Origin of the sequence: Gryllotalpicola kribbensis (assembly GCF_039538245.1) — a bacterium.
Taxonomy (GTDB): Bacteria; Actinomycetota; Actinomycetes; order Actinomycetales; family Microbacteriaceae; genus Gryllotalpicola; species Gryllotalpicola kribbensis.
Map to the genome: position 1 here is coordinate 154,934 of NZ_BAABBX010000016.1, position 21,550 is coordinate 176,483.

General features: G+C 69.8%; 20 protein-coding genes and 2 tRNA genes. 18 read left to right on the plus strand and 4 right to left on the minus strand.

Annotated elements, in window-relative coordinates; all coding sequences use genetic code 11:
- Nucleotides 1-250 precede the first annotated feature (250 nt).
- Nucleotides 251-739: an aminoacyl-tRNA deacylase gene (locus ABD716_RS13055; protein ID WP_344777571.1), complete on the minus strand. Its 489-nt coding sequence runs from the start codon at nucleotides 737-739 to the stop codon at nucleotides 251-253.
- Between the two features lie 43 nt (nucleotides 740-782).
- Between ABD716_RS13055 and dusB the strand changes: the two genes are divergently transcribed.
- The 8 genes from dusB to ABD716_RS13095 all read left to right on the plus strand — a co-directional run bounded on the left by dusB (nucleotide 783) and on the right by ABD716_RS13095 (nucleotide 11,545).
- Complete coding sequence (dusB, locus tag ABD716_RS13060) at nucleotides 783-1,943, plus strand: tRNA dihydrouridine synthase DusB (RefSeq protein WP_344777573.1); 1,161 nt, start codon at nucleotides 783-785, stop codon at nucleotides 1,941-1,943.
- On the plus strand, nucleotides 1,933-3,201 hold the full coding sequence (locus tag ABD716_RS13065) for a deoxyguanosinetriphosphate triphosphohydrolase (RefSeq protein WP_344777575.1): 1,269 nt from the start codon (nucleotides 1,933-1,935) through the stop codon (nucleotides 3,199-3,201). The genes dusB and ABD716_RS13065 overlap by 11 nt, the downstream gene beginning before the upstream one ends.
- 30 nt (nucleotides 3,202-3,231) lie before the next feature.
- Nucleotides 3,232-5,106 (plus strand): DNA primase, encoded by a 1,875-nt coding sequence (gene dnaG / locus ABD716_RS13070; protein ID WP_344777577.1) that lies wholly within the window; start codon nucleotides 3,232-3,234, stop codon nucleotides 5,104-5,106.
- 96 nt (nucleotides 5,107-5,202) lie between these two features.
- Nucleotides 5,203-6,831, plus strand: a complete 1,629-nt coding sequence (locus ABD716_RS13075) for an ABC transporter substrate-binding protein (RefSeq protein WP_344777579.1) — start codon at nucleotides 5,203-5,205, stop codon at nucleotides 6,829-6,831.
- 80 nt (nucleotides 6,832-6,911) lie between these two features.
- Complete coding sequence (locus ABD716_RS13080; protein WP_344777581.1) at nucleotides 6,912-8,012, plus strand: ABC transporter permease; 1,101 nt, start codon at nucleotides 6,912-6,914, stop codon at nucleotides 8,010-8,012.
- 1 nt (nucleotide 8,013) lies between these two features.
- Nucleotides 8,014-8,970, plus strand: a complete 957-nt coding sequence (locus ABD716_RS13085; RefSeq protein ID WP_344777583.1) for an ABC transporter permease — start codon at nucleotides 8,014-8,016, stop codon at nucleotides 8,968-8,970.
- Nucleotides 8,967-10,679, plus strand: a complete 1,713-nt coding sequence (locus ABD716_RS13090) for a dipeptide ABC transporter ATP-binding protein (protein ID WP_344777585.1) — start codon at nucleotides 8,967-8,969, stop codon at nucleotides 10,677-10,679. Before ABD716_RS13085 ends, ABD716_RS13090 begins: the two co-directional genes overlap by 4 nt.
- A 143-nt stretch (nucleotides 10,680-10,822) precedes the next feature.
- Entirely contained in the window at nucleotides 10,823-11,545 is a 723-nt protein-coding gene (locus ABD716_RS13095; protein WP_344778404.1) for an ATP-binding cassette domain-containing protein, read from the plus strand.
- Here the strand turns inward: ABD716_RS13095 and ABD716_RS13100 are convergent.
- Nucleotides 11,507-11,579: transfer RNA gene (locus ABD716_RS13100), tRNA-Asn, on the minus strand. The genes ABD716_RS13095 and ABD716_RS13100 overlap by 39 nt on opposite strands.
- An 87-nt stretch (nucleotides 11,580-11,666) precedes the next feature.
- The gene (gene def / locus ABD716_RS13105; protein WP_344777587.1) at nucleotides 11,667-12,233 is read right to left on the minus strand and encodes a peptide deformylase; all 567 of its coding nucleotides are present in this window, start codon (nucleotides 12,231-12,233) and stop codon (nucleotides 11,667-11,669) included.
- A 40-nt stretch (nucleotides 12,234-12,273) separates the two neighbouring features.
- Between def and ABD716_RS13110 the strand changes: the two genes are divergently transcribed.
- The 8 genes from ABD716_RS13110 to ABD716_RS13145 all read left to right on the plus strand — a co-directional run bounded on the left by ABD716_RS13110 (nucleotide 12,274) and on the right by ABD716_RS13145 (nucleotide 18,578).
- Nucleotides 12,274-13,191, plus strand: coding sequence for a DMT family transporter (locus ABD716_RS13110; protein WP_344777589.1), 918 nt, complete (start codon nucleotides 12,274-12,276; stop codon nucleotides 13,189-13,191).
- Between the two features lie 61 nt (nucleotides 13,192-13,252).
- The gene (locus ABD716_RS13115) at nucleotides 13,253-14,500 is read left to right on the plus strand and encodes a glycosyltransferase (RefSeq protein WP_344777592.1); all 1,248 of its coding nucleotides are present in this window, start codon (nucleotides 13,253-13,255) and stop codon (nucleotides 14,498-14,500) included.
- A tRNA-Ile gene (locus ABD716_RS13120) sits at nucleotides 14,491-14,564 on the plus strand. The genes ABD716_RS13115 and ABD716_RS13120 overlap by 10 nt, the downstream gene beginning before the upstream one ends.
- A 61-nt stretch (nucleotides 14,565-14,625) precedes the next feature.
- Nucleotides 14,626-15,087 (plus strand): GNAT family N-acetyltransferase, encoded by a 462-nt coding sequence (locus ABD716_RS13125; RefSeq protein WP_344777594.1) that lies wholly within the window; start codon nucleotides 14,626-14,628, stop codon nucleotides 15,085-15,087.
- A gap of 39 nt (nucleotides 15,088-15,126) precedes the next feature.
- A complete protein-coding gene (locus tag ABD716_RS13130; protein WP_344777596.1) occupies nucleotides 15,127-15,771 on the plus strand; it encodes a dihydrofolate reductase family protein in 645 nt (214 codons plus the stop codon).
- Between the two features lie 10 nt (nucleotides 15,772-15,781).
- On the plus strand, nucleotides 15,782-16,444 hold the full coding sequence (locus tag ABD716_RS13135; RefSeq protein ID WP_344777598.1) for an HAD family hydrolase: 663 nt from the start codon (nucleotides 15,782-15,784) through the stop codon (nucleotides 16,442-16,444).
- Nucleotides 16,441-17,529 (plus strand): FUSC family protein, encoded by a 1,089-nt coding sequence (locus ABD716_RS13140; protein ID WP_344777600.1) that lies wholly within the window; start codon nucleotides 16,441-16,443, stop codon nucleotides 17,527-17,529. The genes ABD716_RS13135 and ABD716_RS13140 overlap by 4 nt, the downstream gene beginning before the upstream one ends.
- A 131-nt stretch (nucleotides 17,530-17,660) precedes the next feature.
- Nucleotides 17,661-18,578, plus strand: a complete 918-nt coding sequence (locus tag ABD716_RS13145) for an NAD(P)-binding protein (RefSeq protein WP_344777602.1) — start codon at nucleotides 17,661-17,663, stop codon at nucleotides 18,576-18,578.
- Here the strand turns inward: ABD716_RS13145 and ABD716_RS13150 are convergent.
- The gene (locus ABD716_RS13150) at nucleotides 18,547-19,278 is read right to left on the minus strand and encodes an SOS response-associated peptidase (protein ID WP_344777605.1); all 732 of its coding nucleotides are present in this window, start codon (nucleotides 19,276-19,278) and stop codon (nucleotides 18,547-18,549) included. The genes ABD716_RS13145 and ABD716_RS13150 overlap by 32 nt on opposite strands.
- 26 nt (nucleotides 19,279-19,304) lie before the next feature.
- Between ABD716_RS13150 and ABD716_RS13155 the strand changes: the two genes are divergently transcribed.
- The gene (locus ABD716_RS13155; protein ID WP_344778406.1) at nucleotides 19,305-19,817 is read left to right on the plus strand and encodes a P-loop nucleotide/nucleoside kinase family protein; all 513 of its coding nucleotides are present in this window, start codon (nucleotides 19,305-19,307) and stop codon (nucleotides 19,815-19,817) included.
- Between the two features lie 29 nt (nucleotides 19,818-19,846).
- Nucleotides 19,847-21,523: a bifunctional 3'-5' exonuclease/DNA polymerase gene (locus tag ABD716_RS13160; RefSeq protein WP_344777607.1), complete on the plus strand. Its 1,677-nt coding sequence runs from the start codon at nucleotides 19,847-19,849 to the stop codon at nucleotides 21,521-21,523.
- Nucleotides 21,524-21,550 lie beyond the last annotated feature (27 nt).

The window sequence follows — 21,550 nt, forward strand, 5'->3', positions numbered from 1 at the left end:
GTCGATGGCGTGTGTGAGGTTCCGAGCGCACAGCTCGACGACGCGGTCGATTCGGAGCAACCCGTCACGGAGGGTTAGCTCCCGCCCGCCAGCCCTCGAACAGCGGCGACAGTAGATGTTGGCTCGCCGGCCGGACGCCGCCGCTCGGCGACAGTTGAAGGCGCTCTGACGGCGGATTCCCGCACCTGGTGTCGCCGGGCGCGGCGCCAGCCGATCGCGAGCGAGCACGTGCGGCCGACGTCGGCCGCGACTACTCCGGCTCGGTGATGTCGGCGACCGTCGCACCGAACGAGGCGATGAGCTCGTCGGCGGCGACGAAGGCCGAGTAGCCGTGGGCGCCGGCGCCGAGCGCGACCCTATGCCCCACGATCGTCCGGTCGGCGTAGACGGGCCACTCGCGCGCCGAGCCGAGGGGAGTGATCGTGCCGCGCTCGTACCCCGTCGCCTCGAGCGCCAGCGAGGCGTCCGGCAGCTGCAGCTTGTTCACGCCCACGAGCGCGCGCAGCTTCGGCCACGAGATCTTGCGGCCGCCCGGCACGAGCGCGAACAGGAAGTCGCCGTCGTGGCGCTTCACGACGAGGGTCTTGACGATGCCGCCGGGCTCGATGCCGAGCACCTGCGCCGCCTCGGCCAGCGAGCTCGCGGCCGGCCGCGACACCACCTCGACCGAGAGGCCGCGGGCCGCGGCATCCGCTTCGACACGCGCCGTGCCGATCAGCCCCGAAAAGCGGTCATCCACAGCTCGCACGCCCTTTCAGCATCCATCTGAGAAACTTGAAGAGATGTCTACCGCCACCCTACGTGCCGCGCCGCTCGCGCTGGGCTCGCACCAGATCGACGTTCCCGTCGTGCTGGCGCCCATGGCGGGCATCACCAACACCGCGTTCCGTCGGCTGTGCCGCGAATACGGTGTCGGGCTGTACGTCAGCGAGATGATCACGAGCCGCGCGCTCGTCGAGCACAACGCCGAGACGATGCGGCTCATCGGGCACCACCCGTCAGAGACCTTCCGTTCCGTGCAGCTCTACACGACCGACCCCGTCACGGTCGGCGACGCCGTGCGCGTGATCGTGGCAGAGGGCCTGGCCGACCACATCGATCTGAATTTCGGATGCCCCGTGCCGAAGGTCACCCGCAAGGGCGGCGGCAGCGCACTGCCGTGGAAGCTCGGCCTGTTCCGCGAGATCGTCGAGAGCGCGAAGGCAGCGGCCGAAGACCTGCCGCTCACGGTCAAGATGCGCAAGGGCATCGACGACGAGCACCTCACATACCTCGACGCGGGCCGCATCGCTCAGGACGCGGGCGTCGCCTACGTCGCGCTGCATGGGCGCACCGCTGCCGACATGTATTCGGGTCACGCCGATTGGTCTGCGATCGCGAACCTCAAAGACGCGCTCGACATCCCGGTGCTCGGCAACGGCGACATCTGGTCGGCCGACGACGCGCTGCGCATGATGCGCGAGACGGGCGCCGACGGCGTCGTCGTCGGGCGCGGATGCCTCGGCCGGCCCTGGCTGTTCGGAGATCTCGCGGCGGCCATGCTCGGCGACTGGCACGAGGGTGCCGGCATCCACCCGTCGCTGGGCGAGGTCGCGCGCGCCTTCCGCCGCCATGCCGAGCTGCTCGTCGAGTTCTTCGAGGACGAGGGGCGCGGCTGCCGCGACATCCGCAAGCATGTCGCCTGGTATTTCAAGGGCTACCCGGTGGGCGGTGAGCTGCGCGCCAAGCTCGCCACCTCGTCGAGCCTCGCCGAGATCGACGAGCTGCTCGCGACGCTCGACTGGGACGCGCCGTACCCCGGCGAGGGCGCAGAGGGGGCACGCGGGCGACAGGGAAGCCCGCGCACGCCCGCGCTGCCCGACCGCTGGCTCGAGTCCCGCGAGCTCGACACCGCGACGCGTGCCGACATGTCTCTCAACGAGATCCACAACAGTGGCGGCTGAACCGCGCTCGCTCGGGCCGTCGTCCTACGGCCCGTTCGACACCGAACGCTGGCTTCCCGAGGAGCACTCGAACCGCCGCAGCGACTTCGCCCGCGACCGCGCCCGTCTGTTCCACTCGAGCGCCCTGCGGCGCCTGGCAGCCAAGACGCAGGTGCTCAGCCCGACCGTCGGCCTCGACTTCGCCCGCAACCGGCTCACCCACTCGCTCGAGGTGGCGCAGATCGGCCGCGAGCTGGCGACCAACCTCGGCCTCAACCCCGACGTCGTCGACACCGCCTGCCTTGCGCACGACCTGGGCCACCCGCCCTTCGGGCACAACGGCGAGAGGGCGCTTTCCGACTGGGCGGCAGACATCGGCGGCTTCGAGGGCAACGCGCAGACCCTGCGCGTCGTCACCCGCCTCGAGCCGAAGGTGTTTGGGCCCGACGGGCGCCCCTACGGCCTCAACCTCACTCGCGCGAGCCTCGACGCAAGCACCAAGTACCCCTGGCCGGCGCAGCAGGCGGTGCTCGACCCGTCCGGCCGCGCGAAGTTCGGCTTCTACGCCGACGACACCGCCGTGTTCGAGTGGCTGCGCGAGGGCGCGCCCGAGCGCGTGCGCTGCATCGAGGCGCAGGTGATGGACCTCTCCGACGACATCGCCTACTCGGTGCACGACTTCGAGGACGCGGTGGTGAACGGCTTCATCGACGTGGACGTGCTGGCATCGGCATCCGATCACGACGCCCTGATGCGCAAGGTGAAGGACTGGGTCGGCGACGAGTTCACGCTCGATGAGCTCGAGGCGGCCTACGAACGGCTGCGCGCGATGGAGCAGTGGATCCACGCGTGGGACGGCTCGCGGCTCGCGCAGGCGCAGCTCAAGAACCTGACCAGTCAGCTCATCGGCCGCTTCGCACGCACCGCGACCGTCGCGACCCGCATGGCGTACCCGCGACCGAGTCTCACCCGGTACGGGGCGCAGATGGTCGTGCCCGCCGAGGAGGCCGCCGAGATCGGGGTCATGAAGGGGCTGACCGCAGCGTTCATCATGAGCAACAACGACCGCCAGCCGGTGTACCGCCGGCAGCGCGAGCTGCTCACGGGCCTCGCCGATGCTCTGCTCGCCGGCGGCCCCGAGCTGCTCGACCGCGGCTTCGCCGAGGACTGGCACCACGCGGGCGACGACGCCGCCCGGAAGCGGGTCGTCGTCGACCAGGTCGCGAGTCTCACCGACCAGAGCGCGATCGCCTGGTTCGAGCGTCTCGTGCAGCAGTAGCCGCGCGCACAAGAATCTAGGATCGGAAGCATGCCCGGCCTCATCCGTCACAGCGACATCGACGAGGTCAAGGCGCGCGTGAACATCGCCGACGTGATCGGCGAGTACGTGTCGCTCAAGCCTGCGGGAATCGGCTCGATGAAGGGGCTGTGCCCCTTCCACGACGAGCGCACGCCGAGCTTCCACGTGCGCCCGCAGCTCGGCTACTACCACTGCTTCGGCTGCGGCGAATCGGGCGACGTCTACAAGTTCGTGCAGACGATCGACCACCTGCCGTTCGCCGAGGCCGTCGAGCGGCTCGCGGCACGGGTCGGCTACCAGCTGACGTACGAAGACGGCGGCAACGCCAGCGAGGACAGGGGCACCCGCGCCCGCATCCTCGCCGCCAACAAGGCCGCAGAGGAGTTCTTCGCCGCGCGGCTCACTGCGCCGGACGCCGACCCCGGGCGGCGCTTCTTGGGCGAGCGCGGCTTCGACGCCGCCGCGGCGGCACGCTTCGGCGTCGGCTACGCGCCCAAGAGCTGGGACGAGCTGACGAACCACCTCAAGGGCCGCGGCTTCGCGATCGACGAGCTCGCAGCAGCGGGCCTCGTCTCGCAGAACGACCGCGGGGGAGCGTACGACCGCTTCCGCGGCCGCGTGATCTGGCCCATTCGCGACGTGACGGGCACGACGCTCGGCTTCGGCGCCCGCCGCCTGTTCGACGACGACAACGGCCCGAAGTACCTGAACACCCCTGAGACCGCGGTCTTCCACAAGGCCCAGGTGCTCTACGGCCTCGACATCGCCAAGCGCGACGTCAGCAAGGGCAAGCAGGTCGTCGTCGTCGAGGGGTACACCGATGTGATGGCATGTCACCTCGCGGGAATCACGACAGCGGTCGCGACCTGCGGCACCGCCTTCGGCCCCGAGCATGTGCGACTGCTGCGCCGGGTGCTCGGCGACGAGGGCGGCGACGGCCAAGTCATTTTCACTTTCGACCCCGACGCGGCCGGGCAGAAGGCCGCAGAGCGCTCGTTCACGGTGCTGCAGGAGCAGCGCATCGCGGCCCAGACCTACGTCGCCGTGGGCCCCGAGGGGCTCGACCCGTGCGATCTGCGCCTCGCCAAGGGCGACCAGGCGGTTGTGCAGATGATCGCCGACAAGCGCCCCATGTTCGAGTTCATGCTGCGGCAGGTCGTCCTCCGCTTCGACCTCGACACCGTCGAGGGCCGCGTCGGCGCGCTGCGCGCGGGGGCGCCGATCGTCGCAGGCATCCGCGACCCCGCGCTGCGCCCCGGCTACACGCGCGAGCTCGCGCGCATGGCCGGCGCCGAGCTGAGCGAGGCGCAGAGCGCGGTGCGGGCGTTCGCGAGCAGGGCGAGAGCCGCGGGGGATGCCCCGGCCGGCTCCCCGCGCGACGAGAGCGGCGCGACCGCCCCGGCGCTTCCGACCATCACCCTCAACGACCTCGGCCGCGACCCCATCACGACGACCGAGCGGCAGGCGCTCATGGCCGTGCTGCAGCTGCCCGACGCGGTCGGCCGCGACCTCGTCGACCGGGCCATGCAGGCGCGCTTCTCGAACCCCACGCTCGAGCTCGTGAAGAGCGCCATCGCGGCCAACATGGACGCCTTCGGCGCGGCGGACTGGTTCGCGCGCATCCGCAACGACCTGCCGGAGCAGTTCCGGTCGATCGTCGAGCAGCTCGCCCTCTCACCGGTTCCCGAGCGCAGCGAAGAGGCGGCGAAGGTGTGGGCGAAGGCGATCGTCGGCTCGCTCATCGAGAAGGACATGGTCACGCTCAAAGCCGAGCTGCAGAGCAGGCTGCAGCGCACCGACCCCTCCGACAGCGACACGCGCATCGCGATCAGCCGCGCCATGGCCGAGCTCGAGCTCGAGCGCCGGCGCCTGCGGGGGGAGTGACCGGTCGGCCTGCGGTTAACGACACCGAAACACACGGCCACGTAGGGTGGGGGCACCACATTCCCATTTCCCCACCACGAAAGTGAGTCCTGCGGCATGAATTCCGTCTCGACTCGTCGGGTCCGCATGGTCGCGTCCGTTGCGGCTGTTGCGGCCGGTGCGCTCGTTCTCGCCGGCTGCGCCGGCAACAACGGGGGCAGCGGCGGCAGCGCCTCGGCGAAGTCCATCACCATCGGCACCACCGACAAGATCACCTCGCTCGACCCGGCCGGCTCGTACGACAACGGGTCCTTCGCCGTCATGACGCAGGTGTACCCCTTCCTCGTCGACACGCCCAACGGCAGCCCCGACCCGAAGCCCTCCATCGCCGAGAGCGCGCAGTTCACCGACCCGAGCACCTACGAGGTCAAGCTCAAGCCGGGCCTCACCTTCGAGAACGGCGACAAGCTGACCTCGTCCGACGTGAAGTTCACGTTCGACCGTCAGCTCAAGATCAACGACCCGAACGGCCCCGCATCGCTGCTGGGCAACCTCGCGTCGGTGTCGACGCCCGACGACACGACCGTCGACTTCCACCTCAAGGCGCCGAACGACCAGACCTTCCCGCAGGTGCTGACCAGCCCCGCCGGCCCGATCGTCGACGAGCAGGTCTTCAGCGCCGACAAGGTCACCCCCGACGACACCATCGTCAAGGGCGAAGCGTTCGCCGGCCAGTACTACATCTCGTCGTACAAGGTGAACCAGCTGATCCAGTACAAGGCGTTCGCGGGCTACAAGGGCCTCAACGGCGCGGCGAAGACCCCGACCGTCAACGTCAAGTACTACGCCAGCTCCGACAACCTCAAGCTCGACATCCAGTCGAACGCGATCGACGTGGCCTACCGCTCGCTGTCGGCCACCGACATCTCCAGCCTCAAGTCGAACAACAAGGTCAAGGTCATCGACGGCCCCGGTGGCGAGATCCGCTACATCGTGTTCAACTTCAACACGATGCCGTTCGGCGCCAAGACCTCCGACGCCGACCCGAAGAAGGCTCTCGCCGTGCGCCAGGCCGCGGCCGACCTGATCGACCGCGAGGCCATCTCGAAGCAGGTCTATAAGGGCACCTACACCCCTCTGTACAGCTACGTTCCCGACGGCCTGACGGGTGCCACCCCGGCTCTCAAGTCGCTCTACGGCGACGGCGACGGCGGCCCCAGCCTTGACAAGGCGAAGGCCACGCTCAAGGCCGCCGGCATCACCTCGCCGGTGACCCTGAACCTGCAGTACACGGGCGACCACTACGGTCCCTCGTCGGGCGACGAGTACGGCCTCATCAAGAGCCAGCTCGAGAACGGCGGCCTGTTCAACGTCAAGCTGCAGCAGACCGAGTACGTGCAGTACTCGAAGGACCGCGTTGCCGACGTCTACCCGGAGTACCAGCTCGGCTGGTTCCCCGACTACTCGGACGCCGACGACTACCTGACGCCGTTCTTCGCGAAGAACAACTTCCTGTCGAACCACTACGACAGCCCGGAGGTGCAGGCGCTCCTCGCGAAGGAGGTCGGCGACACCGACAAGGCTGACCGCACCAAGGTGATCGAGCAGATCCAGGAGACCGTCGCGAAGGACCTCTCGACGCTGCCCCTCCTGCAGGGCGCCTCGGTGGCCGTGGTCGGCAAGGACGTGAAGGGCACCACGCTCGACTCGTCCTACAAGTTCCGCTACGCGAACATCAGCAAGTAAGTAGCCTGTGCTCGGGGGCGGCCGTCTGGCCGCCCCCGTTGCACGCGCGTCCACGGATGCCCACGGAAGGATCCGCGTCTATGACGACGTCCCCCGAGACCGTTCCCTCGCCGCTCGCGCCGGCACCCGCCCAGCCGAGCGGCGCCGCCCTGCGCGGCGGCGGGGGACTGCTGCGCTACATCGTCGTGCGCTTCCTGCTGATCTTCCCGACGATCTTCATCCTCGTGACGGTCGTCTTCTTCCTGATGCGCTCGACCGGCGACCCGATCACCGCGGCGCAGGGCGGCCGCCTGCCACCGGCCGAGCTCGCGAAGCGCATCCACGAGGCGGGCTACGATCGCCCGCTGATCCTCCAGTACCTCCAGTACCTCGGCCAGATCGCCCACGGCGACTTCGGCACGACGTTCAGCGACCACCAGAAGGTCACGACGATTCTGCTGACCTACGGCGGGGCGACGCTGGAGCTCGCGTTCTACGCCCTCATCGTGGCGTTCATCGTCGGCATCCCGCTCGGCATGCTCGCCGCCTATCTGCGCGACAGGTGGGGCGACGCCGTGCTGCGCGTGCTCTCGATCCTGTTCTACGCGACCCCCGTGTTCTTCTCGGGCCTGCTGCTGCAGCTCACGTTCTCGATCGGCCTCGGCTGGCTGCCGGTGGCAGGCCGCGCAGACACGAACACCGAGCTCGAGATCCAGACCCTGCCGCACCCCACGGGCATCTACCTGATCGACGCGTTCCGCACAGGCGACCCGGATGCCGTGCCCGACGTGCTGAAGCACGCGGTGCTTCCGGGCATCGCGCTCGGCCTGCTCACGGCGGGCGTCTTCCTGCGCCTCGTGCGCACGAACGTCATCGGCACGTTCAACACGCAGTACGTGGATGCCGCGCGCTCCCGCGGCGTGCGCGAGTACCGCCTCATCACGCGGCACGCGTACAAGCCCGCGCTCATCCCGATCATCACCGTGATCGGCCTGCAGATCGCGATGCTGCTCGGCGGGGCGGTGCTCACCGAGACGACCTTCGAGTGGAAGGGCCTCGGCTTCGAGCTGAACCAGTACCTGGAGGCGCGAGACTTCGTGGCCGTGCAGGGCATCGTCGCCCTGCTCGCCGTGATCGTGGCGGTGGTCAACTTCGTCGTCGACATCATCGCCGCCCTCATCGACCCGAGAGTGAGGTACTGAGATGAAGCGCTCGCTCCTCAGCCGCGTCCCCGTCGTCTCGCAGCTGCGCCAGAGCGTCGGCGTGCAGCGCTTCATGCTGCTCACCGGTGTCGTCATCACGGGCGTCTACGTGCTCGTGGCGATCTTCGCGCCGCTCATCGCGCCGTACTCGTACGGCCAGCTGAAGGACGTGCACGGGAACTTCGGCTCGCAGCAGGCGCCGAGCGGCGCCCACCTGTGGGGCACCACCGTCGGCGGCTACGACGTGCTGAGCCGCACGATCTTCGGTGCGCGCACGGCGATCGTCGCGATCATCATCGCGATCATCCTCTCGCTCATCATCGGCGTGCTGCTCGGCCTGTTCTCCGGCTATTTCGGCGGCCCGATCGACCGGGTGCTGGTCGTCGTCTGCGACGCCATCTACGCGTTCCCGACCCTGCTGCTCGCCATCGTCATCTCGATCGCGATCTCGGGCGGCTCGTCGAACTTCTGGTCGGGGGTGTTCTCGGCCGCGTTCTCGATCACGGTCGTCTATATCCCGCAGTACTTCCGCGTCGTGCGCGCCGAGGTCGTGCGCGTGAAGGTCGAGTCCTATGTGGAATCCGCCCGTGTGATCGGCGCAGGCGACCTGCGCATCATCTTCCGCCACGTTCTGCGCAACTCGATCCGCACGCTGCCGCTCATCATCACGCTGAACGCGACGGACGCCTTCGAGACGCTCGCGGGCCTCGGCTTCCTCGGCTTCGGCATCGAACCGTCGAGCGCCGCAGAGTGGGGCTACGACCTGCAGAAGGCGCTCTCCGACGTGACGAGCGGCATCTGGTGGACCGCGCTGTTCCCCGGCCTTGCGATCGTGGTGCTCGCGCTCGGCATCTCGCTCATGGGCGAGAGCCTCAACGACCTCGCCGACCCGCGGCTGCGCCGCCGCGGAGCCGCCGCCGAAGTCACGGAAGCCGATGTCGAGGAGGTCGTGCTGTGAGCAATGTGGTCGACATCAGGGACCTGACGGTCCGGTTCGCGACGGATGCGGGCTCGGTGGCCGCCGTGCGCGGCGTCAGCCTCTCGGTCGGGCCGCGCGAGATCCTCGCGGTCGTCGGCGAGTCGGGCTCCGGTAAGTCGGTGACCGCGAAGACGATCCTCGGCATGCTGCCCGAGACGGCGACCACGGGCGGTGCCGTCGTGCTGCGCGGGCGCGACTCCGAGCTCGGCGTCGACGTCGCCCGGCTCGACTCCCGCGGCTTGCGGGCGATCCGAGGCCGCGACGCGGCGATGGTCTTCCAGGAGCCGTCGACGGCGCTCAACCCGGTGTATCCGATCTGGTGGCAGATCGCGGAAGGGCTGCGCGCGCACGGCAAGGTCTCGAGGAAGCAGGCGCGCGAGCGCGCCATCGAGATCCTGCGGCGCGTCGGCATCCCCGAGCCGGAAAAGCGCATCGACTACTACCCGCATGAGTTCTCGGGCGGCCAGAAGCAGCGCATTGTCATCGCGATGGCGCTCGTGCTCAATCCGAGCCTGATCATCGCCGACGAGCCCACCACGGCGCTCGATGTCACGGTGCAGGCCGAGATCCTCGACCTGCTGCGGTGGTGCCGCGACGAATACGGCTCGTCGATCGTGCTCATCACGCACAACATGGGCGTCGTCGCCGACCTCGCCAACCGGGTCGCCGTCATGTACCAGGGCGAGATCGTCGAGCGGGCCGACGCGCACGCGCTGTTCGCCGACCCCCAGCATCCCTATACGCAGGCGCTGCTCGCGGCGGTTCCGCGCGTCGGCACCGGTCACTCGCAGCTGGCGGTGAGCGAGCCGGCGGCGGATGCGTCGCCCGAGCCCCCTGCGGGCGACCCGGTCGTGCGCGCCCGGGGTCTCGAGGTCACCTACGCCGGGCGCTTCGGCCGGCCCGGGTTCCGCGCCGTGCGCGGCGTCGACTTCGAGATCGCGCCGGGTGAGGTGCTCGGCCTCGTCGGCGAGTCCGGCAGCGGCAAGACCACCATCGGGCGCGCCATCGCGGGCCTGACCCGCGTCACGGGCGGTTCGCTCACGGTTCTCGGGCACGAGATGCGCGGCATCCGCGAGCGCGAGTTCCGCCCCGTGCGCAAAGACGTGGGGTTCGTCTTCCAAGACCCTGCATCGAGCTTCAACCCGCTGCTCACGATCGGCGACGCGATCGCCGAGCCCATGCTCGTGCACGGCGCCGTGCCGAATGCGGCCGCCGCGCGCGCCCGAGTGCTCGAGCTGCTCGGGGCCGTGCAACTTCCCGATGAGTACGTCGACCGCTTCCCGCACGAGCTCTCCGGCGGCCAAAGGCAGCGCGTCTCGCTCGCGCGCGCCCTCGCGCTGCGGCCGAAGCTGGTCATCTTCGACGAGCCGACCTCGGCCCTCGACGTGTCGGTGCAGGCGCGCGTGCTCGAGCTCATCACGCGCCTCCAGGCCGAGTTCGGCTTCGCCGGGCTCTTCATCAGCCACGACCTGGCTGTCGTAGACCTCATCGCGACCCGCATCGCCGTCATGCACACGGGCGAGATCGTCGAGACCGGCACGAACGCCGAGGTGCTCGGCAGCCCCCGCGACCCGTACACGCAAAAGCTGCTCGCGTCGCTCCCGGTTCCCGACCCCGTGGCGCAGGCCGCTCGACGCGCGGAGCTCAAGGAGCTCGCGGCGCAGAACGCCGAGGGCAGCGCGGGCTGAGTAGGCTCGCAAAGGTGAAGACGCAGCCCGGAAGCGCCCCCGCGCCGATCGTCGTCAACGACCTCTCGGCGCAGTACCGCACCAAGGGGCACCCCGGCGGGTACGCGCTGCGGGGGGTGAGCTTCGAGGTCAAGGCGGGCGAGGTGCTCGGCATCCTGGGGGAGTCGGGCGGGGGCAAGAGCACCCTCGCTCGCATTCTCGCGGGGGAGCTCGCGCGAAAGGGGGCGGGCGGATATGACATCCGCATCTCGGGCGGCGACGCGTATGTCAACGGCGTCGCGTTGCGCACGATCTCGCAGGGCAAGCGGAATCGGCTCACCTTCCACACGGCATATCTCGCGCAGGATGCGAACGATCGGCTCGAGCGCACCGAGACGGTCGCCGAGCTGCTTCAGCAGCCGATCTTCGCGCGGGACAAGCGCTTCGACGCGGAAGCCGCGCAGACCCGCGCGCTGACCGTGCTCGACGCCGTGGGACTGCCGCTCGCGGTGATGGAGAAATACCCCTACGAGCTCTCCGATGGCCAGCGACAGCGTGTCGCGCTCGCCCGCTCGCTGGTGCTCGGGCCGAACGTGCTCATCGCCGACGAGCCGACGGCCGGCATCGACGTCACCGTGCGCGACACCGTGGTGCGCGTGATCGAGAAGCTGCGTGAGGACCCGCAGTTCGCGGCGCTGGTCGTCACGCACGACCTCTCGGTGCTGAGGCAGCTCGGCGCGCAGGTCGCCATCATGCACGACGGTGTGATCGTCGGGTACGGCGACATCGACTCTGTGTTCCGGGAACCGGATCACCCGTATGTTGCGAAGCTGGCGAGAGCCTTGGGGCTCCCCGGCTTGGACTCGAACCAAGAACCTATCGGTTAACAGCCGATTGCTCTGCCAATTGAGCTACCGAGGAATGCGGCCCGGAGAACCGGGCAACGAGGTCTAGCTTAAGGGATCGAAACGGCGCGTTCCAAATCGGCGGCGTGCCCCCGATCGGGCCTCAGCCCTCGAGCTGGTCGACGCCGGGAAGCCAGGCCTGGCCGGGCACGCCCCAGCCTCGCTTGCGGCTGATCTTGACCCACTCGCGGTCGAATGGGCGCGGCAGCCGGTCGAGATAGAGGATGCCGTCGAGGTGGTCGTACTCGTGCTGGAAGATGCGGGCGAGCCAGCCCTCTGCCCGGATCTCGAACGGCTGCTCATCGAGATCGATCGCCTGAAGGATCGCGGCGGGGGAGCGGCGCAGCGGGAACCGCTCGCCGGGGAACGACAGGCAACCCTCGATCTCCTCCTCGTCGTCGGCCTCGCCGACGGGCGTGGGCTGGATCCACAGCACGGGGTTGATCGCCACGCCGCGGTGCTCGATGTCGTCGTCGTCCGTCCATCCGAAGACGAACAGGCGCTTGTTCACGCCGACCTGCGGCCCGGCGAGGCCGACGCCGGGCGCGGCATCCATGGTCTCGTACATGTCGTCGACCAAGCGGCGCAGCTCGTCGTCGAAGACGGTGACGGGCTCGGCGGGCGCGTGCAGCACGGGCTCACCCTGAATTCGGATCGGGAGTACGGCCATTCGCCCAGGATATCGGCGGGCGGTCCGGTACCTTTCTCACGTGCCAGCCGCCGCGATCGGGCTCGACCCTCTGAGCCTCGACCCCCGTCAGTTCATCGGCATCCCGCTGGCCCTCGTCGGCGCGGTGTTCCTCTCGCTGGGTGCGCAGCTGCAGCACGCGGGCGTCGCGAAGGTCGACGAGAGCAGCGAGACCGATGCCGCATCGGGCGGCCTGAACCTCGGGCAGCTGCGTCTGCTGCTCGCCCGGCCCAGCTGGGTCGCGGGCACGCTCATGCTCGGCGCGGCGATCCTGCTGCAGCTCACGAGCCTCGCGTTCGCCCCGCTCATCGTCGTGCAGCCCCTTGGCGCATTCGCGCTGGTGGTCACCGCGATCGTGAACTCGCGCGTGGCCAAGCACCGCCTGAACCGCCTGAGCGTCCTCGCCATCTGCCTCTGCGTGGCAGGCGTCGGCGCGTTCGTGCTGGTCGCCGCGTTCCAGGCTCGCGAAGTGCCGATCACCGAGGTCGAGCTGATCCGCATTCTCGGCATCCTCGCCGCGGTCCTCGTGCTCGCGGCGGCCATGTTCGCCGTGTTCCGGAAGAGGATGCGCGCCCTGATGTACGTCGTCGCGGCGGGCATCCTCTACGGGTTCGTCGCCACGCTCGCCAAAGTCGTGATCGCCCGCCTGCAGCAGCACGAGTTCGATCTGCTGACCGCGGTCTGCGTCGCCGCGCTCATCGCCGCCGTCGCACTCGGCGCCTATTTCGTGCAGAACGCGTATGCCTCGGGCCCGCCCGATCTCGTCATCGCCGGCCTCACGGTCATCGACCCGCTGGTCGCGGTGACGATCGGCATCACGATCCTCAACGAGGCCCTGGCGGTGCAGCCCTGGGCGATCGCCGTCTGGCTGGTCACGGGCGTGGTCGCGGTTGTGGGTGTGCTGTTGCTGGCGCGTCATCACCCGCAGATGCCGGGGTGAGGTGCCTAGACTGGGGCGCCGAACCCCTTGGCATCCCCGTTCCCCTCCGAGGTATCACCACGTGACCGATTCGAGCGACGCGCATTCGCAGCCGCTGACGATCCTGTTGGGCTGCGACACCTTTGCCCCCGATGTGAACGGTGCCGCCCGCTTCGCCGAGCGGCTTGCGGCCGGTCTCGTCGAGCGGGGCCACACCGTTCACGTCATCGCCCCGTCGCGAAGTGCATTCCGCACCGGCGCCTGGGACGAGACGCATGAGGGTGCCCGACTGCACATGCACCGCCTCTTCAGCCTGCGCTGGTACCCGCACGAGTGGCTGCGGTTCATGATGCCGTGGACGATGCGCCGCAACGCCGGCCGCATCCTCGACGAGATCAGGCCCGACGCCGTGCACTTCCAATCGCACTTCGTCGTGGGGCGCGGTCTCTCTCTGGCGGCGCGCTCGCGGGGCATCCGGGTCATCGCGACGAATCACACGATGCCCGAGAACATGATCGAGCACACGACGGTGCCGAAGCCGCTGCAGCCGCTGCTGCTCAAGTGGGCGTGGCGCGATGCGGCCGAGATTCTGAGGCGGGCGGATGCCGTCACGACGCCGACCCGCAGGGCCGCGGACTACCTCGAAGAGGCGACCGGGATCTCCGGCGTCCACGCCATCGGCAATGGGGTGCGCGTCGGCGACTACACGCCCGATTTCGAGCATCGCGGCAATCGCATCGTCTTCGTGGGCCGCGTGACGGGCGAGAAGCGCCTCGAGGTGCTGGTGCGCGCCGTCGCGCTGCTGCCGAAGACGCTCGACTGGTCGCTCGAGATCGTCGGCGACGGCGAGCAGCGGCACCACCTCGAGCGGCTCGCCGCCCAACTCGGCGTCGGCGAGCGGGTGAGCTTCGCCGGCCTCGTTTCGGACGCCGACCTCAAGAAGGCCTACACCCGCGCCGACGTGCTCGCGATGCCGTCGACAGCCGAACTGCAGTCGATCGTGACGATGGAGGCGATGTCGTCCGGGCTGCCCGTGGTCGCCGCCGACGCCATGGCGCTGCCGCACCTCGTGCACGACGGCGAGAACGGTTACCTCTTCCGCCCCGACGACGCGCAGGATCTGGCGCAGAAGCTCGAGCGCATTCTGACCCTGCCCGACGACGAGTTCCGCCGAATGAAGAAGGCGTCGCTGCGGCTCATCCAGGTGCACGACATCGAGCGGACGCTGACGACCTTCGAGTGTCTGTATCGTGGAGAGCCGGTGGTGGACCCCGTGACCGACCTCGACACCGACGAGCGTCGCGACGACTCCGTCGCCGAGGGGCGGTAGCTCAGCCGGTTAGAGCAGGGGACTCATAATCCCTGGGTCGCGGGTTCAAGTCCCGCCCGCCCTACTGTGCGATGCGCAGAGCGGCCAGCTGCGAACCGCGGTACTCCTTCCCCGATAATCGAGGCATGGTCTTTGTGCGCATGTCTGCGAACGACGTCGACGACGTGCGCGACTTCCTTCAGACCGTGGATCTGACGCTCGCCGGTCTCGGCGAGCCCGCGGTGCAGCTCTGGGTCGAGCGCGACGACAGCGGCGAGATCATCGGCAGCACGGGGTTCGAGCTGAGCAGTGACGGCCGGCACGCGCTCATCCGCAGCGTCGCGGTCGCCCTGCAGCACCGCACCGCGGGAGCAGGCTCCCGGCTGGCGCGGTACGCAATGGAGCAGGCGCGCGCAGCGGGCGCGTCACAGGCATGGCTGTTCTCGCGGCGCTCCGGGCCGTTCTGGCAGCAGCTCGGCTTCGAAAGCGCCGATCGGCGCGAGCTTGCGGCGGCCCTGGCCGACGCGCACCAGGTGCGCCTCTTCGTCGCGAGCGGGCAGCTCGAGCGCGAGGTCGCGTGGTCGCGCACCCTGACCCGCTGCGAGTGAGTATCGTGAGCGCCAACCCGCCCCGCGCTGGAGGAGCCGATGGCCGTTCGCGTTGACCTCAACATCTCACTCGACGGGTTCGCGACGACGACCGACCAGACGCCGGAGAATCCGTTCGGAGAGGACTGGGCCCGTCTGACGAAGGCGTATGTCTCGACCAGGACGTTCCGTCAGCGCGTTCTGCACGACACCTCGGGTGCAGGCACGACGGGCGTCGACGACGCATATGGAAAGGCCTACTTCGAGAACGTGGGCGCGGAGATCATGGGCGCCGGCATGTTCGGCTTCCACGACAACGCCGACGACCCCGGTTGGAGCGGCTGGTGGGGCGACGAGCCTCCGTTCCACGTGCCGGTGTTCGTGCTCACCCACACGGCGCCGCGTCCGCCGCTCGAGCTGTCGGGCGGCACCACCTTCCACTTCCTCAGCGCACCGCCGCGAGAGGCGCTCGACCGCGCGCTCGACGTCGCAGGCCACCAGGATGTCCGCATCGGCGGCGGCCCCACCGTGATCCGCGACTTCCTCACAGCGGGGCTCGTCGACCGGCTGCACGTCGCGATCGTTCCGATTCTGCTCGGCCGGGGTATCCGTCTATGGGACGGACTGCGCGGCTTCGAGGCCGGCTATGAGGTTTCGGCTGAGACGGCCGAGAGCGGCGTCGTCCATGTGACATTCCGACGTTGACGGGGGAGTGATGGCGACAGGCATCCGCGCGGTGCTCTTCGATATCGACGGCACGCTGGTCGACTCGAATTATCTCCACGTGGAGGCCTGGCATCGCGCGTTCCAGTCGGTCGGCGAGCACGTCGATGCGTGGCGGATTCATCGCAGCATCGGTCAGGACTCGGCGCAGCTGCTCGCGAGTCTGGTCGGCGAGCGGCCCGACGCATGGAACGAGCACGCCAAGTCGCTCCACGCCCGCTTCTACCAGGATCTCGCCCCGCGGCTGCGCGTCTTCGACGGCGCCCGCGAGCTGATCGCCGCACTGGACCGACGGGGCGTTCCCGTCGTGCTCGCCACGTCAGCGCCGCAGGATGAACTCGATCTGCTGACGGGCCTGCTCGGCGTCGACGACGCCGTGCACGCGACGACCTCGGCAGACGATGTCGACACCGCGAAGCCGGCACCTGACATCATCGCGGTCGCGCTCGAGCGCGCAGGGGTCGACTCGCAGGCGGCGATCATGATCGGTGACGCCGTCTGGGACATGAAGGCCGCGGCGCGCGCCGGTGTCGCGCCGTACGCCGTGCTCTCGGGCGGGGTCAGCGAAGCCGAACTGCGCGAGGCGGGAGCGAACGACGTGTTCGAAGGCACCCGTGCTGTCCTCGAGAGCCTCGACCGGCTCCTGGGCGCGTGATACACCGCTTTCTCCACGAGGCTGCACGCGAGTTCCACTGGGACACCCGCGCGGGCGCCCAGGCTCGGCTGCTCCTTGCGCTCAAGGCGGCGATCGCCGCCGGTGTCGCCTGGCTCGTCGCACAGGCCGTGCCGGGCGCCGCGTCTCACTATCCCTACTACGCGCCGCTCGGCGCCGTGATCGCGACGGGGCCGACGGTGCTCGGCGGCATCCGCGAGGGCATCCGCACCGTCATCGGCCTCGCCGTCGGTATCGGGCTCGCCCTGCTCGTCGTGCTCGTCGGCGGCCCCCACCTCCTCACCGTGCCGATCGCGGTCGCCATCGCCGTGCTGGCCGCGGGGTTCCAGTTCGTCGGGGAAGCGAACACCTGGGTGGCATCCGCAGCGATCTTCGTGCTCCTGATCGGAGGAGCGGACCCGACGGACTACTCGATCGGGTACTTCCTTCAGACCCTCATCGGCGCGGCCGTGGGCGTCGCGGTCAACATGCTGATCTTCCCGCCGCTCGCCGTTCGGGAAGCGGACCGCGCGCTGCAGGCGCTGCGCGACCGGCTCGCCGACCATCTCGAGAGCCTCGCGCAGGCGCTCGAAGAGGACGACGTGGACGGCGACGCGTGGGCCGCTCGCCTCGACCGCCTGCAGGCCGACGCGAGTGCGGTGCGCCGGTCAGTGCGACGGGCCGACGAGAGCCGACGCGGCAACCCCCGGGCGCTCCGCGGCGACATCCGCGCCGAGGTCGAGTCGTCATACGTCCAGCTGCGGGCGTTCGAGCGCGCGACGTTCGCCGTCACCGATCTCACAGACATCCTCGGCCATGCGTCGCCGGTGACCGAGCCCTTCGGCGGCGTCGACGCGGACCTCATTCCCGCGTTCGCCGACGCGGCACGGCGCGTCGCGTCCGCGCTGCGCGCGGCCCCGTCCGACGAGCAGCAGGTCAGGCAGGCCCGAGGCGACGCCCAGGACGCTCTGGCTGCCCTCGAGCGCGAGCTGGACAAGGAGGGCAGCGTGCACCCGTCGGAGGTCCCGATGAGCACCGCGGCGGTGGTGGCACTGCGCAACGTCCTCACCGCCGTCGCCCAGCGGTAGCAAGCCGACGCCCGCGACGTGACAGGCGGCCGCGAAACGCATCGCCTGTTCACATTCCGAAAACGATTTGCCTATAGGGTGTCCTCCTAATGGGGGACCAACCCGATGGACCCGTTTTTTCGAGGACGAACATGACGCAGCGCCCTGCGCACACCGATCGTGTGCTTGCCGACAGTGTCGACTTCCTGATCATCGGCGCAGGACCGACCGGTCTGGGCGCCGCTGCTCGCCTTGAGCAGCGGGGCGCGGAGTACGCCCTCGTCGAGGCGAGCGACCGCGTCGGCGGAGCGGCCGCCGCCGTCACGGACGCACGGGGGTTCTCGTGGAGCGTCGCAGGCGCGAGCGGCGCGCAGTGGCAGGCGATCGCCGACCGACTCGTCGACCCGGCACGCCTGTGGCTGCGGACCCGCGTCGCTCACGTCGACGTCGCGCGCCGCGTGGCGATCCTCGCCGACGGCCGGGCCCTCGCGTACCGCTGGTGCATCTCGAGCGCACCGCTGCCGACGGCGCTCAGCTGGGCCGGTGCCCGCGATCTCGGCGGCGGGCTGCGGTCGCATCGCGTGCTGGCGGTCGGGGCCGGGTTCCGCGGCGGGGCCCCCGCCGGCCTGGCATCCGCTCTCGCCCCGTGGGCGCGCCTCATCGAAACCTCGCAGCTCGCTCCGAGCGGGCACTGGAGCGTGCTCGCCGAGTTGCGCTTCCCCGGCCGCGACGACATCGACGCGGGGCGGGCGGTCGAGGCGGTCCTCGGCGCGCTGGCCGCCTACGACGCCGCCCCCACGAGGCCCGTGACGACGTGGACCCGCGAGTTCTCGCCCGCATGCCCGGAGCCCAGCGACGACCGCGACGAGCTGCTGCGCACGATCGACGAGCGTCTGCGGGCGAGCGGATTCTTCAGCCGCGGCCTGCTCGGCGGCTGGCGCCCCGAGGCGGCCGACCTCGGCGGGGCCTACCGCCAGGGTGGGGAGGCGGTCGACGCCGCTCTCGCGGGCGCCGCTGAAGAGGCGTATTGGGCCGGCGCTAGTCCGGCTGAGGCCGAGTCAGCGGCCTGATCAGCTCGGGTCCGTTGCCTGTGACCGGCCCGACGCGATCGAAGACCAGCGTGCGCGCGACCCCCTTCGACACCTCGATCATCTCGTCGAGCAGCTGCTGGTCGCCGACGACCGTCGGGTCGATCCAGTGCGCCCACAGCTCCTGGGGCAGCATCACCGGGTTGCGGTCGTGGATGTCTGCGAGGGTCTGGATCGTGTCCGCCGTGAGAATCGTCGCGCTGAGCACCCAGCGCGCCGGGTCGTCGCGGTCGAAGGCGGGGTCGGCCCACCACGAGTACAGGCCGGCGAGTCCCATCAGCTCCTCGCCTTCAGGGTGGATGAAGTAGGGCGTCTTCGTCTTGCCCACGGTCTGCCATTCGAAGTAGCCGTTCGCGGGGATGATGGCGCGCTTCGCGGCGACGGATGCCTTGAACATCGGCTTCGCCGCCGCCTCCTCCGCGCGCGCGTTGAACGTCGGGAATTTGAGCTTCTTCGTCTTCGACCAGGAGGGGATCAGACTCCAGTGGGCGGTTTCGAAGCGGCGCTGCGCCGGCGCGTCGCCCTTCTTCGACTCGAGGATCACGCCGATCTGGTCGGTGGGGCTGATGTTCCATGACGGCACCCAGGTCGCGGGGATGTAGTCATCGAGCTCGCCGCCCGAGAGGACGAAGTCGGTGATGAGCGCATTGACCTTGTCGTCGAGGGCGAAGCGTCCGCACATGCGTCCATCTTGCTACCGTGGCCAGCATGCTCATCGCCCTTGCGGGACTCCCGGGAAGCGGGAAGAGCGCCATCGCGTCCGAACTCGCTCGGCGCCTGCCCGCCGCGCATCTGGCGGTCGACGAGCTCGAGGACGCCATGCTGCGCGCCGGGCTCCGGAACAGCTACGAGGTCGGGCTCGCGGCCTACCTCGGTGCCGAGGCCCTCGCCGAGGCGAACCTGCACACGGGTGCGCACGTCATTGTCGACGCCGTCAACGACCACCCGTATGCCCGCGGTCAGTGGGCGCAGCTCGCACAGCGCGCCGACGTGCCGCTCGCGTTCGTCGAGGTGCTGTGCAGCGATGTCGAGCTCCACCGCCAGCGCCTCGAGCACCGGGTGCGGCCGTATGCCGCGCTGCCCGAGCCCACCTGGGAATCCCTGCTGCCTCGCCGGGTCGCGCTCGAGCAGTGGGGCGACGAGCGCATCGTCGTCGACACCGCCAACGGCAACCCGGCGGCGCTGGCTGCGCGTGTTCTGGAGCGGCTGCCGAGGCAGTGAATGTCGGTGATGTGTTCGACAATGGAGTCGTGCACATCGTTCTCGACCGCCGGCCAGACGGCGGTGTGACCGCGACGACGCTCGACGCGGCCGCGATGCCGCGCACGACGGTCGAGCTCGAGGCATCCGGCCTCGTCGAGTTCGTGCGCACTCACGAGCCCGAGCATCCGCGCTGGGTCTGGTCGAGCACCACCTCGTGGTATCCGGGGCTGCTCGCCGGGGGCATCCGTGTGCAGCGCTGCGTCGATCTGGCGCTCAGCCACCGCATTCTGCGCACCTCGCAGCTCACGGCGGGCTCAGTGCTCGCGCGGTCACCGGCGACCCCGTGGGACGAGGTGGTGCGCGGCGTCACCGCGCCACCCACGGCACCCGGCGCCCCGGCGCTGTTCGAGGTCGACGCGCCGGCGCCGGCCGAAGCGCTCAACCCTGTGCGTGAGTTCCAGGCGCAGCAGGCAGCGGTGGCGGGCGCCACGCGGCCGGGTCCGCTACGGCTGCTGCTCGCCGCCGAGTCGGCCGGTGCGCTGGTCGCTGATGAGATCCGCTTCGCAGGCATGCCGTGGCGCGCCGACGTGCACGACCAGGTGCTCACCGAAGCGCTCGGCCCGCGCACGGCCGCGGGCCGGCCCGCTCGCCTCGAGATGCTCGCCGCGCAAATCCGCGAACTGCTGCATGCGCCGGGGCTCAATCTCGACTCGCAGCCCGAGCTGCTCGCCGCCCTGCGGCGACTGGGGCTCGACGTGGCATCGACGCGGAAGTGGGAGCTGCGCGACCTCGATCACCCGGTGATCGCCCCGCTGCTCGAATACAAGAACCTCTACCGGCTGTTCACCGCGAACGGGTGGGCATGGCTCGAGGCGTGGGTGCACGACGGCCGCTTCCGCCCCGACTACGTCGTCGGCGGTGTGGTCACGGGCCGCTGGGCGACGAGCGGCGGGGGAGCGCTGCAGCTGCCCAAGAACATCCGCCGAGCCGTCGTCGCCGATCCGGGCTGGAAGCTCGTCGTCGCCGACGCGGCCCAGCTCGAGCCGCGCGTGCTCACGGGGCTGGCTGCCGATGAGGCGATGGCGGATGCCGGGCGCGGCCGCGACCTGTACGACTCGGTCGTCTCGGCCGGCGTGGTCGCGAGCCGCCACGAGGCCAAGGTCGCGATGCTCGGCGCGATGTACGGCGCGACCACGGGCGATTCGGCGCGACTCAAGCCGCGACTCGCGCGCGCCTTCCCGAAGGCCGTTGCGCTCGTCGATGCGGCCGCCCAGCAGGGCGAGCGCGGCGAGCAGGTGGTCAGCAGGCTCGGGCGCACCTCGCCGCTGCCGGGCGGGGCTTGGCACGAGGTGCAGCAGCGCGCAAGCCAGCCCGGCGCGTCCTCGGCAGACGAGCGCCGCGCCCGCTCGCAGGCTCGCGACTGGGGCCGCTTCACCCGGAACTTCGTGGTGCAGGCCTCTGCCGCGGAATGGGCACTGTGCTGGATGGCCGAGCTGCGCCTGAAGCTCGCGGAACTCGGTGACGGAAGCCTTGAGAACGCGCCACATCTCGTGTTCTTCCTGCACGACGAGATCATGGTGCACACGCCCGCCGAGTTCGCGCCCGAGGTCGAGAAGCTGGTGCGCGAAGCCGCCGCGCAGGCCGGGCGCCTGCTGTTCGGAACATTCCCGGTCGACTTCCCGTTGCAGGTCGCGACGGTCGACACGTACGCAGATGCGAAGTGATCGACACCCCTGAACTTAGGATCGAGC

What these genes read in the sequence shown, in the direction of transcription:
- ABD716_RS13155 (WP_344778406.1), top strand. Translation starts at nt 19,305, where the DNA reads ATGCTCATCGCCCTTGCGGGACTCCCGGGAAGCGGGAAGAGCGCCATC.
- dnaG (WP_344777577.1), top strand. Translation starts at nt 3,232, where the DNA reads ATGCCCGGCCTCATCCGTCACAGCGACATCGACGAGGTCAAGGCGCGC.
- ABD716_RS13145 (WP_344777602.1), top strand. Translation starts at nt 17,661, where the DNA reads ATGACGCAGCGCCCTGCGCACACCGATCGTGTGCTTGCCGACAGTGTC.
- ABD716_RS13080 (WP_344777581.1), top strand. Translation starts at nt 6,912, where the DNA reads ATGACGACGTCCCCCGAGACCGTTCCCTCGCCGCTCGCGCCGGCACCC.
- dusB (WP_344777573.1), top strand. Translation starts at nt 783, where the DNA reads ATGTCTACCGCCACCCTACGTGCCGCGCCGCTCGCGCTGGGCTCGCAC.
- ABD716_RS13075 (WP_344777579.1), top strand. Translation starts at nt 5,203, where the DNA reads ATGAATTCCGTCTCGACTCGTCGGGTCCGCATGGTCGCGTCCGTTGCG.
- def (WP_344777587.1), bottom strand. Translation starts at nt 12,233, where the DNA reads ATGGCCGTACTCCCGATCCGAATTCAGGGTGAGCCCGTGCTGCACGCG.
- ABD716_RS13085 (WP_344777583.1), top strand. Translation starts at nt 8,014, where the DNA reads ATGAAGCGCTCGCTCCTCAGCCGCGTCCCCGTCGTCTCGCAGCTGCGC.
- ABD716_RS13135 (WP_344777598.1), top strand. Translation starts at nt 15,782, where the DNA reads ATGGCGACAGGCATCCGCGCGGTGCTCTTCGATATCGACGGCACGCTG.
- ABD716_RS13150 (WP_344777605.1), bottom strand. Translation starts at nt 19,278, where the DNA reads ATGTGCGGACGCTTCGCCCTCGACGACAAGGTCAATGCGCTCATCACC.
- ABD716_RS13125 (WP_344777594.1), top strand. Translation starts at nt 14,626, where the DNA reads ATGGTCTTTGTGCGCATGTCTGCGAACGACGTCGACGACGTGCGCGAC.
- ABD716_RS13130 (WP_344777596.1), top strand. Translation starts at nt 15,127, where the DNA reads ATGGCCGTTCGCGTTGACCTCAACATCTCACTCGACGGGTTCGCGACG.